Origin of the sequence: Apilactobacillus zhangqiuensis (assembly GCF_019656215.1) — a bacterium.
In the GTDB taxonomy this organism is placed as follows: domain Bacteria; phylum Bacillota; class Bacilli; order Lactobacillales; family Lactobacillaceae; genus Apilactobacillus; species Apilactobacillus zhangqiuensis.
In genome coordinates, this window is record NZ_BPLK01000003.1 from 70,064 (window position 1) to 87,356 (window position 17,293).

At 33.0% G+C, this 17,293-nt stretch carries 20 protein-coding genes and 1 riboswitch; of the genes, 13 read left to right on the forward strand and 7 right to left on the reverse strand.

What is annotated here, in order from left to right; all coding sequences use genetic code 11:
• Position 1: 1 nt before the first annotated feature.
• From K5Q07_RS03000 to msrA, 4 genes are all read left to right on the forward strand, one after another.
• The gene (locus K5Q07_RS03000) at positions 2–928 is read left to right on the forward strand and encodes a manganese-dependent inorganic pyrophosphatase (protein WP_220729515.1); all 927 of its coding nucleotides are present in this window, start codon (positions 2–4) and stop codon (positions 926–928) included.
• A 126-nt stretch (positions 929–1,054) separates the two neighbouring features.
• Complete coding sequence (locus tag K5Q07_RS03005; RefSeq protein ID WP_220729516.1) at positions 1,055–1,762, forward strand: nicotinamide mononucleotide transporter; 708 nt, start codon at positions 1,055–1,057, stop codon at positions 1,760–1,762.
• A 123-nt stretch (positions 1,763–1,885) separates the two neighbouring features.
• The gene (gene msrB, locus K5Q07_RS03010) at positions 1,886–2,323 is read left to right on the forward strand and encodes a peptide-methionine (R)-S-oxide reductase MsrB (RefSeq protein WP_220729517.1); all 438 of its coding nucleotides are present in this window, start codon (positions 1,886–1,888) and stop codon (positions 2,321–2,323) included.
• Positions 2,324–2,341: 18 nt separating this feature from the next.
• Complete coding sequence (gene msrA / locus K5Q07_RS03015; protein WP_034533624.1) at positions 2,342–2,863, forward strand: peptide-methionine (S)-S-oxide reductase MsrA; 522 nt, start codon at positions 2,342–2,344, stop codon at positions 2,861–2,863.
• 45 nt (positions 2,864–2,908) lie between these two features.
• On the opposite strand, the gene K5Q07_RS06870 is transcribed toward msrA, so the two are convergent.
• Positions 2,909–3,886, reverse strand: coding sequence for a DNA/RNA non-specific endonuclease (locus K5Q07_RS06870; RefSeq protein ID WP_373310027.1), 978 nt, complete (start codon positions 3,884–3,886; stop codon positions 2,909–2,911).
• Positions 3,887–3,959: 73 nt separating this feature from the next.
• On the opposite strand from K5Q07_RS06870, the gene K5Q07_RS03025 reads away from it, so the two are divergent.
• Positions 3,960–4,505: a metal-dependent hydrolase gene (locus K5Q07_RS03025; protein WP_220729520.1), complete on the forward strand. Its 546-nt coding sequence runs from the start codon at positions 3,960–3,962 to the stop codon at positions 4,503–4,505.
• 25 nt (positions 4,506–4,530) lie between these two features.
• Here K5Q07_RS03025 and K5Q07_RS03030 read toward each other — a convergent pair whose 3' ends face one another.
• Positions 4,531–6,243, reverse strand: a complete 1,713-nt coding sequence (locus tag K5Q07_RS03030; RefSeq protein WP_220729522.1) for an NFACT RNA binding domain-containing protein — start codon at positions 6,241–6,243, stop codon at positions 4,531–4,533.
• 158 nt (positions 6,244–6,401) lie between these two features.
• Here K5Q07_RS03030 and fakB point away from each other — a divergent pair, with 158 nt between their 5' ends.
• The 4 genes from fakB to K5Q07_RS03050 all read left to right on the forward strand — a co-directional run bounded on the left by fakB (position 6,402) and on the right by K5Q07_RS03050 (position 9,597).
• Positions 6,402–7,271, forward strand: a complete 870-nt coding sequence (gene fakB, locus K5Q07_RS03035; RefSeq protein WP_220729524.1) for a DegV family protein — start codon at positions 6,402–6,404, stop codon at positions 7,269–7,271.
• 108 nt (positions 7,272–7,379) lie between these two features.
• Positions 7,380–8,336: a ketopantoate reductase family protein gene (locus tag K5Q07_RS03040; protein WP_220729526.1), complete on the forward strand. Its 957-nt coding sequence runs from the start codon at positions 7,380–7,382 to the stop codon at positions 8,334–8,336.
• Positions 8,337–8,400: 64 nt separating this feature from the next.
• Positions 8,401–8,495, forward strand: a riboswitch (THF riboswitch).
• A 65-nt stretch (positions 8,496–8,560) separates the two neighbouring features.
• Entirely contained in the window at positions 8,561–9,106 is a 546-nt protein-coding gene (locus K5Q07_RS03045; RefSeq protein ID WP_220729528.1) for a folate family ECF transporter S component, read from the forward strand.
• A 20-nt stretch (positions 9,107–9,126) separates the two neighbouring features.
• The gene (locus tag K5Q07_RS03050) at positions 9,127–9,597 is read left to right on the forward strand and encodes a glutathione peroxidase (protein WP_220729530.1); all 471 of its coding nucleotides are present in this window, start codon (positions 9,127–9,129) and stop codon (positions 9,595–9,597) included.
• Between the two features lie 43 nt (positions 9,598–9,640).
• Here K5Q07_RS03050 and K5Q07_RS03055 read toward each other — a convergent pair whose 3' ends face one another.
• Positions 9,641–9,808 (reverse strand): hypothetical protein, encoded by a 168-nt coding sequence (locus tag K5Q07_RS03055; RefSeq protein WP_220729532.1) that lies wholly within the window; start codon positions 9,806–9,808, stop codon positions 9,641–9,643.
• Positions 9,809–10,101: 293 nt separating this feature from the next.
• Here K5Q07_RS03055 and K5Q07_RS03060 point away from each other — a divergent pair, with 293 nt between their 5' ends.
• The gene (locus K5Q07_RS03060) at positions 10,102–10,632 is read left to right on the forward strand and encodes a GNAT family N-acetyltransferase (protein ID WP_220729534.1); all 531 of its coding nucleotides are present in this window, start codon (positions 10,102–10,104) and stop codon (positions 10,630–10,632) included.
• 175 nt (positions 10,633–10,807) lie between these two features.
• On the forward strand, positions 10,808–11,293 hold the full coding sequence (locus K5Q07_RS03065; RefSeq protein WP_220729536.1) for a hypothetical protein: 486 nt from the start codon (positions 10,808–10,810) through the stop codon (positions 11,291–11,293).
• Positions 11,294–11,390: 97 nt separating this feature from the next.
• Here the strand turns inward: K5Q07_RS03065 and K5Q07_RS03070 are convergent, their stop codons facing one another.
• Complete coding sequence (locus tag K5Q07_RS03070) at positions 11,391–11,849, reverse strand: hypothetical protein (protein ID WP_220729538.1); 459 nt, start codon at positions 11,847–11,849, stop codon at positions 11,391–11,393.
• Between the two features lie 20 nt (positions 11,850–11,869).
• On the reverse strand, positions 11,870–12,385 hold the full coding sequence (locus K5Q07_RS03075) for a hypothetical protein (RefSeq protein ID WP_220729540.1): 516 nt from the start codon (positions 12,383–12,385) through the stop codon (positions 11,870–11,872).
• A 236-nt stretch (positions 12,386–12,621) separates the two neighbouring features.
• Between K5Q07_RS03075 and K5Q07_RS03080 the strand changes: the two genes are divergently transcribed.
• Both K5Q07_RS03080 and K5Q07_RS03085 read left to right on the forward strand, forming a co-directional pair.
• On the forward strand, positions 12,622–13,077 hold the full coding sequence (locus K5Q07_RS03080; RefSeq protein WP_220729542.1) for a hypothetical protein: 456 nt from the start codon (positions 12,622–12,624) through the stop codon (positions 13,075–13,077).
• Positions 13,078–13,195: 118 nt separating this feature from the next.
• Positions 13,196–13,639, forward strand: coding sequence for a hypothetical protein (locus tag K5Q07_RS03085; RefSeq protein ID WP_220729544.1), 444 nt, complete (start codon positions 13,196–13,198; stop codon positions 13,637–13,639).
• A 43-nt stretch (positions 13,640–13,682) separates the two neighbouring features.
• Here the strand turns inward: K5Q07_RS03085 and K5Q07_RS03090 are convergent, their stop codons facing one another.
• A complete protein-coding gene (locus K5Q07_RS03090; RefSeq protein WP_251067626.1) occupies positions 13,683–16,184 on the reverse strand; it encodes a carbamoyl phosphate synthase preATP-grasp domain-containing protein in 2,502 nt (833 codons plus the stop codon).
• Between the two features lie 3 nt (positions 16,185–16,187).
• Entirely contained in the window at positions 16,188–17,261 is a 1,074-nt protein-coding gene (locus K5Q07_RS03095) for a carbamoyl phosphate synthase small subunit (protein ID WP_054606526.1), read from the reverse strand.
• Positions 17,262–17,293: the final 32 nt, after the last annotated feature.

Sequence of the window (17,293 nt, forward strand, 5' to 3'; positions counted from 1 at the left end):
TATGGCTAAAGAATTAGTTTTCGGACATCAAAGTCCAGATACTGATGCAATTTGTGCAGCTATCGAATATGCATATTTACAAAATAAACTAGGATACGACGTTGAAGCCGTTGCCCTAGGTACTCCAAACGAAGAAACTAAATTTGTTTTAGATTACTTCGGTCAAGAAGCACCTCGTGTAATTACTGAAGCTTCATCAGAAGTAGACTCAGTTATGCTAGTCGATCATAATGAACCTCAACAAAGTGTTTCAGATATTGATAAATTAACAGTTACTCACGTAGTTGATCACCACAGAATTGCAGATTTCAACACTGAAAAGCCTGTGTTCTACCGTGCTGAACCAGTTGGTTGTGTAAGTACTGTATTATTTGAAATGTTCAATGAAAAGAACGTTGAAATTCCTGAAAAATTAGCTGGTCTAATGCTTTCAGCAATCATTTCAGATACTTTATTACTAAAATCACCAACAACTACTGATGTTGATAAAAATGCTGTTGCAGAATTAGCTAAGATTGCTAAGGTTGATGCTGAAGAATACGGTATCAAGATGCTAAAAGCTGGTACTAACGTTGATGCTAGATCTGACAAAGATTTAATCGACGGTGACGCTAAGTCATTCACTATGGGTGGTAAGGCTGTACGTATCGACCAAATCAACACTGTTGATTTAAACGACGTTTTAAAACGTAAAGAAGACTTATTAAAGGCAATGGAAGAAGAAGCTAAGGCTGAAGGCTACGACTTATTCTTAGTAATTGCTACTAACGTATTAGACAGTAATTCTGAAGCCATCATTTATGGTGAACCAAAGGATGCTGTAGAAAAAGCATTTAACCAAAAAGTTTCAGAAGATACAATTGCACTTCCTGGTGTGGTATCAAGAAAGAAACAAGTTGTTCCTCAATTAACTGATGTTTTAGTCTAATACTAGGACGTATTTAAAGGACACATCCTAATGGGTGTGTTCTTTCTTTATATAAAATATAAAAATCTGACAGCGTTGCTTCCGGAATACGGCTGTCTCAAATAAAAACAATAGGAGATCTTCAAAATGGTAAAGGTATTTAGAAATTTAGCTACTTCAAAGACAATGGATTTATTAGGAATCGCAATTATTTTCTTATCTGCGTTTCTTTCCGGTTATTTATTCGAAACATTAAACGATGTGACTCACTGGGGTCATTGGGCAATTTTTATTCCATTTGGATTAATTAGTGCTTTTGATGCCTGCATGTCAATTATGTCTACTAGACTAGTGGGTCGTTTTAGTAATCTGGGTAATTGGATTGGTGTTCCAGAAATTATCTTAGGATGTGCAATTGATTACTTATTGGGAAATCATGGTGCAATCCTAACTTATCCAATTAGTTTCATTATCCAAATTTGGGCAATTAGAACGTGGACTAATTCCGATAAGTTTAAGAAGTCCGATTTCATGAATACCAGAAAGGGACTATTGGTATTTGTATTATTGTCACTACTATCATTAGCATTTAGCTTTGGTATTAATTACATTGGATATGGTAGTTTAAATTCATCAGATGCCGTTTTATATATATTAACCAGTTTTGTTTTCGGAATTTCATTGATTGCAAATATCATGAATGCAATGAAGATATCTACACAATGGAAATTCTGGCTACTATACGACTTTATTCAGTTAGCAAAGGCAATTAGTCAATTCAACTTTGCAAACGTTGGTAAGTACATCTATTACATTTTAATGGCGCTTGCTGGTAATGCATATTGGAAGGATTAATTAATATATTTTTCTGTGCTAATAATTTGCATTATTTTTTATAATCGTTATCATTATAGTTATATCGTGTACGATATATCTCCGCCAGATATATCACATCAAGCAAAAGGAGCTGTTACTATTATGAAAAAATACAGTGAAGAAGAATTAAGAAGTAGATTAACTGACGAACAATACGAAGTTACTCAAAATGCCGGTACAGAAATGCCATTCTCCAATGAATATGATAATTTCTTTGAAGATGGTTTATATGTTGATATCGTATCAGGTGAACCTTTATTCACTTCAAAAGATAAATACAACTCTGGATGTGGTTGGCCTGCATTTACAAAGCCAATTGAACAAAGTAGCATTAAGAGTAATTTAGATACATCACATGGTATGGTTAGAAACGAAGTAAGAAGTAGCGAAGCTAACTCACATTTAGGTCACGTCTTCCCAGATGGTCCTAAAGACAAGGGTGGATTAAGATATTGCATTAACTCAGCATCATTAAGATTTATCCCAGTTGATAAGTTAGAAGAAGAAGGCTACGGCCAATACGCTGCAGAATTTAAATAGGAAGGGAGATTTGTTTTTATGAGTAAAGATACAGCTATTTTCGCAGGAGGTTGTTTCTGGTGTATGGTAGAACCATTTGATCAACAACCAGGAATTGAAAGTGTTATTTCCGGTTACACAGGAGGACACGTTGCAAATCCAACATACGAACAAGTATGTAGCCACACTACCGGTCATACTGAAGCTGTTGAAATTACATTTGATCCTGAAGTAATTTCATACAAGGACTTAGTCGAAATTTACTGGAGACAAACCGACCCAACTGATGCTTCTGGTCAATTCCAAGACAGAGGTGACAGCTATCGTCCTGTTATCTTCGTTAACAGTGAAGAACAAAGAAAAATTGCTGAAGAATCAAAGAAGCAATTAGCTGAAAGTGGCATGTTTGATGAACCAATCGTTACATCAATTGAAGATGCCAAACCATTCTATCCAGCTGAAGATTACCATCAAGATTTCTACAAGAAGAACCCATTAAGAGCTCAAATTGAAGAATTAGGTGGCCGTCAACAATTTAAGGATACAAAGTGGGCTAAGTAATTAAACAAACTAAAAAGGTTCCTAGCTAATGCTAGGAACCTTTTTTTAGTATCTATGTCTGAAATAATGACGTTTAGAATGATATTGTCTATCTTGATATGTCTTTTTGTATTCTTTTCGATATTTTCTTTCGTAATGTTTCTTAACTGCGTGATGAACAACTCCAGCAGCAACAGCATCACGTACATAGTGGTGCTTTTTATAATTACTGTGACGATTGTTATTAAAAGTTGGTGCATTTTCCGGAGTTGGAACTTTGATATCATTATTTATCTTGGATCTACCGGTGGAATAATCGAACTCTACGCCAGGTTGAACATTGAAAATGTAGACATTAAAGTTTAGCTTTCCGTCTGTTGAAATAGCTTGCATGTGAACACCACGAGCCATTAATTCATTTCCTCTAAAGATAGGGGTAACTTGGAAGATAACCTTCTTGTCTTTTCTAAGAGCTTCTCTTACTTGTGATTCGTAAATTGTTTGTAGTTTTTGATTGCTGAATGCAGTTTGGGTAAATAAGTTCTTTAAGTTATTTTGATCACCAGATTGTACTGATGGTTCGTATTTACCATTAACGCTGATTCCTTTGGATAAACTGTACGCAATTTCATGGCCACGATTAATGATGGCGTCATTGTTAATAAATTTCTGGTGCCATCCGGTTGGTTGAACCACTTGTCTTGTTCTTAAACTATCATTTGCAATATTACGTTTTTCTAAATATGCTGTATTTCCTTCGGAAGTTCTATTTAATGAATCAAGGTTTGTATATTCAACATGATTATATTTCCAATCAGATGCTTTTAGGTTTGAAGCATCATTATTTACCGTCATAATTGCAGATGTATTATTTTGGTAATTAAGTGACGCTAAATCACTTGTATCTGTATTTGGTAAGTTTGTAGTAACATCAGATGATTTACTGCTTTTGGCAGAATTATTATCGTTACTATTATTCGCACAGCCACTCAAGACTAATGAAAGTCCAATTGTTAAAGTGGCCATTAGTTTAGTATATTTCAATGAATTTTCCTCCTAATAAATCTATGTATGATAAAATAGTTGTCTAATGTTAAATACGTAAGGAATGTTACTTTTGGCGCTAAGAAAAACGCATATTGCTTCAGCAGAAGCAATTATGATGGGATATGCCATTTCTACAAATCAACCATTACCAATTATTGTAGCAGAGGCAATTGGAGTATGGATTGGTAGCCAACTTCCTGATATTGATCAAAGACAAACTAGAGTTAATAGGAAAACCGGGGTAGAAACAACGATGCTGACTTTATGGGGCCATAGGACATGGTCTCACAGCATTTGGGTACCAGCTTTCTTATTTATTTTAGCACGCTATAGCGCAAATAGCCCAATCCTTAACGGAATAAGTGTCAATGGATATAAAATAATGGGATACTTTTATTTCACGTTGGTATTGGGATACTTTTTGCATGAGTTATTAGACTCTTTTTCAATTGAGGGAATAAGATGGTTATACCCATTAGGAAATCATAAAATCATTCGTAAGAAGGGCATGTTTAGATATAAAGTTCATAGTATGAAAGAAATCATGATTAGATATGTCTCTGTTATTTTGATAATAATTGAATTGATTTTTTACTTGTATAAAAACATAAAATAAAGGGGTGCATCTTGGATGCATCCCTTTATTTGTTTTCTCTTAATTGATCAACGAATTCTTTACTTGGGGTCACAAAGATGGTCTTTTGACCTTCGTAAATAACGAAACCAGGTTTAGATCCGTTGGGCTTTCTAATTTTTTTAACTTGAACATAGTCAACTGGAACAGTTGCTGAATCCCTTGCCTTAGAGAAGTAAGCAGTAAGCATCGCAGCAGTTTCAATTGTTTCGTCATCTGGATTAAAGTCCTTAATGATAACATGAGAACCATGAATTTTTTGTGTATGCAACCATGTATCTCTTTTATCGGCATCTTTCATTGTTAACTTATCATTTTGAAGGTTGTTTTTACCTACAAGAATATGAACACCTTTGTCAGTTACAAACTCTTCTGGTTTGCTAATTTTAGTATTCTTGTTTTTATTCTTGGTATTACGGTTATTGTGGTGCTTTAAATAGCCTTCATTTTTTAGTTCAACTTTGATGTCATCTAAATCAGATGGATTAGCGATTTCAATCTGTGAAAGAATGTTTTCAAAGTAATCAATTTCATCATTTGTTTTCTTTAGTTGTTCAGTTACAAACGAAACGGCATTCTTTTCCTTTTGATAGCGTTTGAAGTACTTTTGTGCATTCTCAGAAGGAGTTAATTGATTGGAAATAGTAATATCAATTTCATTTCCATTGTCATAGAAATTAGGAAGGGCAATCTTAGTCATTCCTTTTTGAATTTTGTATAAGTACGTGGTTAGGATTTCACCCTTAATACGATATTCATCTGCATACTTAGTGTTCTCTAAAGTCTTTTCTAGTTTTTTCTTTTTGTTTTTATTCTTTTTTAGTTCACTTTTAGCAACTTTTATTAATTGGCCACCTTGTTCGCGAACACGATCCAATCTAGCTTTTGTTTCATAAAAGTTATCCAGTAATTCGCCCAATGTATCGTATTGAACGTTATTATCTTCAAATGGATAGACGTTAAAGCTATTACTCTTACCATGTTCGATCATAGTAGGAACAGGTTCGGTAAAGTGATTAAAGAAGTTATTAAACTTGTCCCTAGTGGTTCCATCTTGATGTAATGCTTGAGCAAGATATAAGGAGGTATCTTTGCCCAATCCTTGAATTCTCTTGCGTAGTTCAGAAGATAGCACTTCTTGGTTTGGAAACTTCTTGATTAAATCTTCAATCTCTTGATAGTTGATCCCCTCATCGAATGGATTTACCATATCCTGGTTTGGTGGGGTGATGTAAGTATCACCAGGTAAGATAGTTCTATATCTATTCTTATCTGCACCAATTCTTTTAATTGCATCGATAATTCTCATATCATCTTGTGTATCTACTAAGATGATATTACTGTGTCTAGCCATAATTTCTACGACCAAACGCATTTCCTTTAAATCACCAATTTCGTTTCTAGTTGTGAAATGAAAAATCATCACACGGTCGTTATCGATTTGTGATACTTTCTTTAAAACTGATCCACTAAGATGTTTTCTTAATGTCATCGTGAAAGTAGTAGGAGTGTGCGGATTAACGTATGGGATTCTTGAAACTTGCACACGCGCATAGTTAGGGTTGGCTGAAATTAAAATCGGATAGTTTTCATGATTTGAACGAACTGTTAAAACAATTTCGTTATCGTATGGTTGATTAATTTTGGATACTCGACCACCTGAAACTAATTGATTCAATTCACCAGTCATTGCATGAGTAAATGATCCATCAAATGACATTATCTCATCTCTCTTTCGTACAAAGTATTATATTCTAGTATAACTGATATACAAGCAAATTAGCAAAAATAACAGAGTTCTCATGATATAAATGTGTTTTAATGTTATAATTTTATTTATAAATAATCGTATGCATTATGTAAAAAGGATGAAAGATAATGAAAATTGCAATCGTAACAGATAGTACTTCTTATTTATCAAAAGAAGAACAAGAAAAATATGGAATTCATATTGTTCATATGCCTGTAATGATTGATGGTAAAAGCTATGAAGAAGGCAGCAACATCTCAACAGATGAATTCTATGAAAAACTAAAAAACTCACAATCATTCCCAAGTACATCACAACCACCAATGGGTGAATTGATTAACATGTATGATTCATTAGCAGATGAAGGTTACGACACTGTAATCAGTATTCATTTAGCAAGCACTATTTCAGGTTTTTACAATTCATTGTCAGCACTTGCACCAACAATTGAAAACATTAAGGTGATTCCTTACAATTCAAAGATTACCGTGAAATTAATGGGTAACTTAGCAATTGAAGCTGCAAAGAAGGTGCAATTGGGGGCTAACGTTGACGAAATTATTGAACATTTAGATCGCGTTAGAGAAACAATTGATGAAGTATTCGTTGTTGACGATTTACAAAACCTTGTTAGAGGTGGAAGATTATCAAATGCTTCAGCATTTCTTGGAAGCTTACTTAAGATAAAGCCATTACTAACTTTTGATAAAAAGACTAATGAAATCGTTGCTTTTGAAAAGGTTAGATCACGCAAAAAGGCACTTAAACGTACTGAAGAAATTTTTAAAGAAGCTGCATCTAAGGTTGATTATCCATTAAAAGCAATTGTTATTAATGGTAATGATTCAGAAGCAGGACATGAATGGAAAGAAAATATTCAACAATTATATCCAGATATGAGCATTGAAGAAAGTTACTTTGGACCAGTTATTGGAACTCATCTAGGTAACAAATCTCTTGCTTTAGCTTGGATGATTGATACAGACAAAAAGGACTAGTTTTTTCTAGTTCTTTTTTATTATTAAAAAACAATTAGAAAATACATTGCTTTTTCTAATTTTTAGTTTTATACTCATAACAACTTATAAAGATATGAGGTGTTGTTTATGAAATACGGAATTATAGGAGCTGGAGCAATGGGATACAGGTATGGTGTTTTGTTGCAAGAAAATGCTGGAGTGGAAGTAGACTTCATCGAAACCTGGGAACCTAATGTTGAAAAGGTAAAAGAGCAAGGTGGGGTTTACGTTTCACGTGACCACGAGAATAAACATTTAGTGCCGATTAATATCTATTATCCTGAAGATTATAAAGAACATCCTGATGTTTGGATTTTCTTCAAGAAACAAATGCAATTGGAAGAAGAACTAAAAAGAGATAGTGCCGCTGGAATCTTCCATGACGATCAATATGCCTTTGCAGCAATGAATGGTATGGGGCATTTTGAGAAAATTGAAAAGTACTTCGAAAAAGATAAAATTGTTTGTGGTACCGCAATGATTGCAACTGTTTTGAATGGACCTGGTGATGTTGACTTCATGGGACCTGTAAACGGTGAATCAATGCATTTAGCACCATACAATGATAAAGAACCTGACGAAACAGTTAAGGCTCTATATAATGACTTGAAAGACGCGAAATTAGGACCAATCATGGCTAATAATTGGATTAACATGTGTATGACAAAAGTTGTATTTAACGCTGTTGTTAATACCCTTTGTACAATGTTTGAAGTTCAAATGGGTCAATTTATTCAATATCCAAAAGCTCCTGAAATGGCCAGACAATTATTTAATGAATCATTTGATGCTTGTGAAAGAGCTGGAATCTATATGGATCAAAACAGAGATGAACAAGTTCAAACAGTTATCGATAACTGTCATCAACTAAAATTCCATTATCCATCAATGTATCAAGACTTCTCAAAAGGTAGGGAAACAGAAGTTGATTACATCAACGGATATATTGCTAAACTAGGGAGGGAAAATGACTATGTTTGTCGCACCCACGAATTTGTTGTAAATCAAGTTCACTTAGTTGAACAAATGAGGCAATTCAAATAATTAAGCTCTGGATATAATTGTTTTGTAATCATAAAAATGATAGTATAAAGTTGTAACAAAAAATTTGGGAGTAGGTAGTTATGCGTAAAGTGCAGATGGAACGGAATGTGAACATCTGACGAAAACTTAGGTTGCGATGTAACTACCGCATTCGCCACAACTTTTTTATAATATCAACTTTTTATAATTATATGAGTGGCAGCTCCAATAGGAGATGTCTTTTGATGAATGTTTCAACTATATTCAGGGTTCCACGTATTAGCGTTAGGGACGCCGCTACAATTGCCATTTTAATGGCAATGACTTATGTGTTAGGAAGAGTCGGTATACATACACCAATCGTTGTATTTACTTTCTCATTTTTAGCTACTGCTGTATTGGCTTCAATGTATGGACCAATTATTGCAGGGATCGTAGGTGGGGTATATGACGTAGTCGTTACTATCCTTAGCGGTCAAATGTATTTGCCTGGATTTACTGTATCAGCTGTTCTATCAGCTTTCATTTTTGGTGTATTCTTATACAAAAATGAAAAGTTCAGCCCATGGAAAGTTATTTTAGCTCAATTAATCATTACTTTATTAGTAAATACTTTCTTGAATACTTTATGGTTATCAATGTCTACATTGACAGCTGGATACAGTTTCAAAGCCTTTTTAATTACTAGATTGGTTAAACAAGTTATAGTAACACCAATTCAAATGGTATTATTAGTAATTGTATTAGGTAATCCAATTATGCAAAAGTTGATAAAATCTCGTTGGCAATAATTTAGATTTGGAGTGTAATTATGAGTAGTATCTATGATTACCAGTTAACTGAAATGAATGGTCAAACAATTAATTTCAGTGATTTAAAGGGTAAGGTTATCTTAATAGTTAATACAGCTAGCAAGTGTGGTATTGCTGGACAATTAAAAGATTTACAATACTTATATGATAAGTACAAAGATCAAGGATTTGTCTTAGTTGGTGTTCCATCTAATCAATTCCATATGGAATTAAAGAATGATGAAAAAACCAGCGAATACTGTCAATTACATTATGGGGTTACATTCCCAATGGCTAAACAAGCAAAGGTAAATGGTAAAGATGAATTACCATTATTTACATACTTGAAGTCAGCTTCTGGTAAGGGTCGTATTAAATTTAATTACACAAAATTTTTAATTAATAAAAATGGTGAATTTGTAAAACGATACTCACCATTAAAGAATCCACGTAAGTTTGAACAAGATATTATCAATGAATTAGATCAATAATAAAAAGCATCCGTTGCGGATGCTTTTTATTTTATAAAGGGGGTTAAGAAGTGTTTTCTGCATTAAAGACGATTGAGTCACTAAAGAATTTATATGGATTTTTAGTGGCATCGGCAATAGCTTGGTTATTATCATTAATCGCGAAAGCATTATATTTATGGGTTATAACAACAGCTGCAGTAATGATTATAGTTATAGCAATTTTATTCATTAGGAATTATATCCGCGTATTAAAAAATAAATACTAAACATGCTACGAGCATCCTAGATTGGATGCTTTTTTTGTTATAACTAAATATATTATTGGTGGGGAAATGCAGAGAACACTTCTCGATTTACTTAAAATTATCTACTTTACATAATATATATTATGCGAAGTAGACTATAAAAGAAGAAGTAACAATGATTTTCATTTTTGCATTTATTATTAAACTTAATTTTATTTATATATTCTCGTAATATGTTTATGATATGATTTGTATAAATTATTTGGAGGTTTTTTATATGATTACCTTTAGTGATCTTTCTAGTAATGATGATTTAAATTATTGGTCAGATCTATATTCAAGTTCTTTTCCAGCTAATCAGCAAATTAACGTTAATGATTTAACTAATATTGCTGATTCTAACAAATCCGTTAAAATGCTGCTAATTCAGTTAGACTCTAAAAATGTTGGTATCATTTATCTTGTTGATTTTGACGAGCAAGCATTCATATTATATCTTGCTATTGATTCTAATATGCGTGGTAACGGTTTAGGAAAATTAACCATAAATGCCTTGAAATCAAGATTTATGGATGGTTTTATTCTTGAATCCGAGTCGATCTTGATTGATTCTGATAATCCTAAACAAAGAAATGCTAGATATCGTTTCTATACCAATAACGGTATGATTGATACTGATTTGGCAAGCAAGGATTCTGATGACGAATTCCACCTACTTACTTCAAATAAGGATGCTGGTGTTGATTTATACAAGAAAGCCAATAAAATCCTTGGATTAGATGTAGATGTAATTAAATACAATAAATAGTAAAAAATAGGACGCTCTCTGCTGCACGTTTAAACGTTTATATGTATAGTTATACATTTGCGTGCAATGTGAGACGTCCTAAATACATAGGATATTTTTTGCTAAGACTTATAAAGTTGGTTTTTAAGTTTCATGTGATAGAATGCATTCATACTTAAAATTAAGGAGAAGCAAAATGAATGTTTTAAAGTTAAAAAGATCTGCATATTTAATTATTGGGATAATAGTTATATTAATTGCTCTAGGAATTAGAAATACCATTGATAACGGAAAATTCTATCAATTTACAAATAACAATGCTGGATTACTTGTGAAAGCTGATGAACATAAAAAAGTAATTTGGAAAATGGTAAATCAAGATTCTGACGTTACATATCTTTACTTTAATAAAAATAATCAAGTTTTAATTGCTGAAGATAAATCTGATCTAAATGGAATCTATAAGAATCCAAACAATTACAGTGATGACATTGGAACATTTAAAAATAACGGTGGCGAAATTACTTTTAATATTAAATACGATGAAGAACAAGTTAACATTAAAATCTATAACTTGAAGAAGGTCAACGATAGTAAATTTGTTGCTGTTAGTGAAACTAATTCAGGAAGTACTTCATTTAAAAAGAATATTACAATTACAAAAAATGGATTTATTAAATAAAAAGAAGGGGATAGATATCCCCTTCTTTTTTGTATATTCCCCCTATTTCACTAAGAGAAATAAAAAAGCATTCCATTGGAATTGGAATGCTTTTTCTTTAATCGTTATCAGAAGAAAGTTTACCAACTTGTTTGAAGGTAACTTTTCCCTTTCCGTTATCTTTACCAGAAATGTTGTTTCCATCCACTTGTAAATCAGTAAATTTCTTGTCGTCTTCTGAATGTTGTTCCATTGTTACAGTATTGCCATCTGCCTTGTAGTCCTCAGTATCATCAGTACTGAATTCTTCTGGATCGTTGGATGCGTAGTATGTACCATCTGTCTTAAATACGACATAAGTAACATCAAAATCATCATCGGCAGAATCTGATACTTTCCAAACTGTATTCTTTGAAGCATCCTTTTTAATTACGCTTTCAGCACTTGGACCAGAACTAAATGGATTACCACTAGACATAGTGTTTTTAATGCCCAAAATAACGATAATTGCAATTACTACAATTGCTGCCCAAAAAACTTTGGGACGATCTTGTTTAAACTGTTTAATTTTATTCATGATAACCTTCCCATTTTAGTTTAGTCAGTTACTTTTCTAGTTGTTTCCTTTAATGTTATTGCATAACCTGATTTGGTTTGGCCTTGCTCGCTTACACTTAGATTTGCTTGAATGTTGTTATTGTCATCAAGTTTTAAATCTGAGAATGTAGCACTGAAGTCATTACCATCTTCATCAGTTAAATGCATTACAAGTCTATCATTACTTAAACTATATTCGGCGATATTATCACTATATTTAGATGAATCACGATAGGCATAAATATCACTAATAGGATCGTTATCCCCTTTTTCAGTAGTGTAAATCACCTTGTCTTTACTCAAGAAATAAAAGTATTCAGTTTGATCATTTAGTGTGGCTTTCCATACTCTTTTGTCTTGTGTAGATTGGTTAATAACTGAAACTGGAGTTGGACCAGTAAGACTACCTGTAAAAATAACATTTTTAACACCAATAATTACTGTAACAGAAACTACCGCAACGATTACCCAAAAAATATTGCGATGAGCCTGCTTAAAAGCGCTAATTGCTGACATTAAATATCCCCCTTGAATTAAAAATATATTTCATATGAAACTAATAAAATTATAACATAGAATTAAGAATTATTAAGAAAATATAAAGTTTTTAGTAATTTGTTATACTTATCCTAAATAAAAAGAAGATATTTACACATTTCTGTTTATACCGTATGTATAAATTTATACTATTCATTACTTTAACTTATGCTATACTAAAATAAGATTAATTTTATTTTTTAGGGAGATTTTTTATGAATTCTATTAAAAATTTTAAAGCCAAGAATCCTAAGGCTTTTTGGGCAATTATAGTTGTTGTTGTCGGACTTGTTGTAGTTGGTTTCGTTAACAATAACAATAACGGTACACCTTTTAGTTTCAGTAAAACACCACAAAAGATGATTCAAGACGCCGGAACTGACAAAGTTTGGAAAATGTCTTTTGCTGGACATGCCGAATATCTAAAATTTGGTGACAATAACAAGGCTTATGCAGGAGAAGATAAGGATGACGTATCAAGCATAAGTAATGATAACTACAAATATTTGAGCAATAATGAAGTAAAGATTACTGGATTTAGCGCAGATGACGGTTACGTTATTGATCTTAAAGATTTAAAAGTTGAAAACAACGAAATTAAAGGATCAATGGACTATTCATACAATGGTGATCATAAAGGTATGGACGTTACATTAACACAAGAAGACTAGAAAAATATTATTAAGAAGAAAGCATACGCAGATGCTTTCTTTTTTGTACTTTATGTATAAATACATTTAATCTATGATATACTAATAAGTGAATAATTTTAATTTTAAGGAGTTTCTTATGAATTTTATCAAGAATTTTAAAGCCAAAAGCCCTAAAGCATTTTGGACAATTATCGTTGTCGTTGTAGCACTTGTGGTAGTTGGATTCGCTAACAATAACAACAATGGTTCACCTATTAGTTTTAGTAAAACACCACAAAAAATGATTGAAGATGGTGGAACAGATAAGGTATGGAAACTTACTGCTAATAGTGCACCTAATGACCCATTGTATATTCAATTTGGTGCAGACAATAAACTATACGGTGGCGATTCTAAAGATAACATTTCTACTAGTGATCCTGCTAAATACACATTTAAAGATAATGACAATTTAGATATTGATGCACCTGGTGCATTCAATATGGATTTAAAAAATTTAAAAATTGAGAATAATAAAATTAAGGGAATTGCTACAGATAAGAAAGAAAGTATTGAAATGACCTTAACACCTGTAAATTAATAAATAAGATTAAATAAAAAAGCATTCCAGATGGAATGCTTTTTTATTTGTCATCAACTAATCTAAATTTGATTTTAGCCCCTACTTCTTGGGAACTATTAGCATGATCAACTTTGACATTTAATTGTTTGAATGGGAATGTTGCTTGCATATGAGTAACTCTATTAGACATATCAGGCATATTCTTCATTAGTTCATTAATATCCAATCTCTTGGTGTAGAAACGAACAAGTGCCCTCACCCAATTAATTCCAGTTGCTCTGCTTAGGAAAATAGTTTCAGTCAAACGTAATGGTCTGATACCGACATATTCAGATTCACCCTTTTTGTTTTGATTGAACAAGATTTGAACTAATCCAATCCAATTAGAGCTTTGAATATGTTCTTTAGATTCATTAATATCTCTTTGTAATGCTTCGTCGTCTAGAACATAAGGAGTTTCGTATGCCGTTACATAGTCTAAATCACTCTTATTATTACTAATTAGCTTTTCTGTTGAGATAAAGTAACTTTCATCTTGGGTAACAAAGAAGTTTAATGCATAAGTAACGTCCTTAGGTAAGACAACCCCTGTTTCTTGATCAGGTGGCAATACTTGAACGTTCAAATCAGTATATTTCTTTAATTGTTTTAATAAGAAATGTCTGTTTCCTGGAATGAATACTCTAACTGGTTTTTCTAATTCAATGATATTTAAAATGGCACCTAGCTGAATTGGTTCGATGTATTGCTTATCACTAATTTGTGGACTAAGTGATAATGCATTAGGATTATTATTCATAACAATCGTCTTGTAACCAATTCTGTGTAACTGAATTAACATTTCAGCAGTGTAATAATCAGCACCTGTATTAGGACCTAGTTTATTACCACCACGACCAATAACTAACGCTGTCTTTTCTGATTCTTGAGTAGATTCATTTTCAATTTCATAACTACTGTAAAATGAACGAATGTTTTGATCAAATTCACCAGCTGATGGTTCAATTGCTTTATAGGTTGGATATTCTCCTGCGGCATGATATAACTCACGCACCTTTTCAATTGGTTGATGCCAAGTTTCAGCCATCATTCCATCACCGAAACCATGATCATGAGCAACCTCAATGGTGCTTAATTTCATTGGTTCCTTGATAATTAATTCTTCGACGTCCAGTAGTTCCTTTAATTTGTAGAAATAGAATTGATTAATTTTTGTTAATTCTTCTAATTCATCAACTTGATAGCCACGTCTTAGCGCTTCAATTAGTACTAGTAAACGGTCAGACTTAGGATGAATCAATTGACTAATTAATTCATCACTACTGATTTCATACATACTTGGCAAGACATCGCGTGGTGAGAACTGTGAACTACGCAAAGCCTTTAGCATTGCTTCTTCAACGGTTCTCCCAACACCAATAGTTGAACCAACGGATTTCATAGTTGTATTTAGATGTTGGTTAGCTTCTGGAACATTATCAAATGGCCAAACCGGCATCTTTATTACAACGTGATCCAGTGTAGGTTCCATAATTGGTGTTAAACGATGATAGTTAGCATGTAATTGAATTTCGGGTAAAGAATTACCAAGTAAAAGATTGGTACATACGTAAACCAATGGGTATCCAGTGGATCTAGCAGCTAGTGCGGAACTACTGTTAATCATTGGGTTAATTTTAGTAATGTAGTAGTTACTACCGTCATCAGGATCTAAAGCGAATTGGATATGACATAGACCAACAATGTTTAGTAAATCCATCATTTTAAATGTGGCAGTTCTCAAACTTTGATATTCAATATCATTAAGTGTTTGAACTGGTGAAATTACGATTGAATCTCCGGAATGGACACCGACAGCATCGATATTCTCCAAGCCACTAATTAAAATTTTAGTGTTAGTTTGATCTCTAACGGCAACTGTTTCAATTTGCTTGTATCCAACGATGCTCTTTTCAATGATACATACGCTATCGTCCTCAAATTCGTCTTCTAACATGTCTGAAAGTTCTTCTGCATTATTACAGATGATTCTTTCAGTGCTTTCCCTACGATTAACTTTTTTAATGTTAACTGGGAAACCAATTTCTCTAACAACTTCAAAGGCTTCAGATTCACTTCTAACGATTTTAGAAGGAACGGCTGGTTCATCAATGCTGTTAATAGCAATCTTCATCTTGTCAGGATTATTGATAACCTTTAAAGACTCTTTAGAGATTCCTAAAACACGAACTCCTAAATCTGCTAGAATTCCTTGGTTTAATAGTTCCTGTGTAACGTGGATTGCTCTTAATCCCCCTGCAATTGGAAGAATTGCGTCAGGAGACTCTTTCTTAATTACATCAAGAACATTTTTTAAATTAATTTCTTTAATAAAGACATTAGCCGGTTGGACTTCCGAAAGAGTAAGTGAAAAAGGATTATTATCAATCACTAAAACTTGAACGCCATTTTTCTTTAGAGCTGTCATCATTTGAAATGCAGCGGCATCAAGCTCAGTTTCACTTCCAATTTTAGAAGGTCCACCACCTAAAATTAATACCTTCTTGATTTTATTATCTATCATTAGTTATCTCCTTTGTGAGCTAACGTTTTCTAGAAATTCTTCGAACAAGTCAGCACTATCCTGTGGACCAGGTCCACCATCAGGTGAGAATTGAACGGAAAAAGCAGGATAATCACGGTGTCTGATACCCTGAACAGTTCCATTAACCAAATCAACATATGTAATCAATAGTTGATCATGGATGATTGATTTAGGATCAACAGCATATCCTTCGCTTTGTGATGCATAGATGATTTGGTTGGTAATAATTTGTCTGATGGGATGATTACTACCATGGTGTTCACCATCTAATTTGTAAACGTTAGCGTCATTAGCCAAGGCAAACAATTCGTGACCTAGTCCCATCGCAAACATAGGAATTTCTTTTTGTACTTCTCTAATCATTTGTAGCACGGAATCGGGTAAATCCCTTGGAGAACCAGGTCCGGTTGATAGAACAACTCCATCCGGATCTAAATCAAAGATTTCCTGACTACTTGTATCAAATGGCATCACAATAACATTGCAATCAAGGTCAGCTAGCTTACGTAAAATACCATACTTAAGGCCGAAATCGATTAGAACGATATTATATCCATCACCAGTGTTTGGAAATGGAGCTTTAGTTGAAACTTGATTTACCTGTTGATTAGTAAGCACAGTCGCATGAAGTTGATCAAAAGCATGTTCATCATCAACATCGACGATACTTGCTTTCATGGTTTGCTTGCGATTTAATCGACGAGTTAATTCTCTGGTATCAATGCCTGCAATACCGGGGATGTTGTGTTGCTTTAAAAATAGATCTAAGTTTAAGTTTCCTAATCTATTGGTAGAAATGTTGGAGTATTCCTTAACGACTACTCCTTTAGAATTCGTCACGATGGCTTCAAAACTTTTATGATTAATCCCTGTATTACCAATAGATGGTTGTGTAAACACAATGATTTGATTATGGTAAATTTGATTTGTTATAACTTCTTGATAGCCTAACATATTAGAATTTACAATAATTTCTCCAGTTGTGGTTGCTTTAGCCCCGAAGGCCTTACCTTTATATGAAGTTCCATCTTCTAATATTAAATATCTAGTGGTCATAACAACAATCTCCTTAAATATTTTATTTAAGA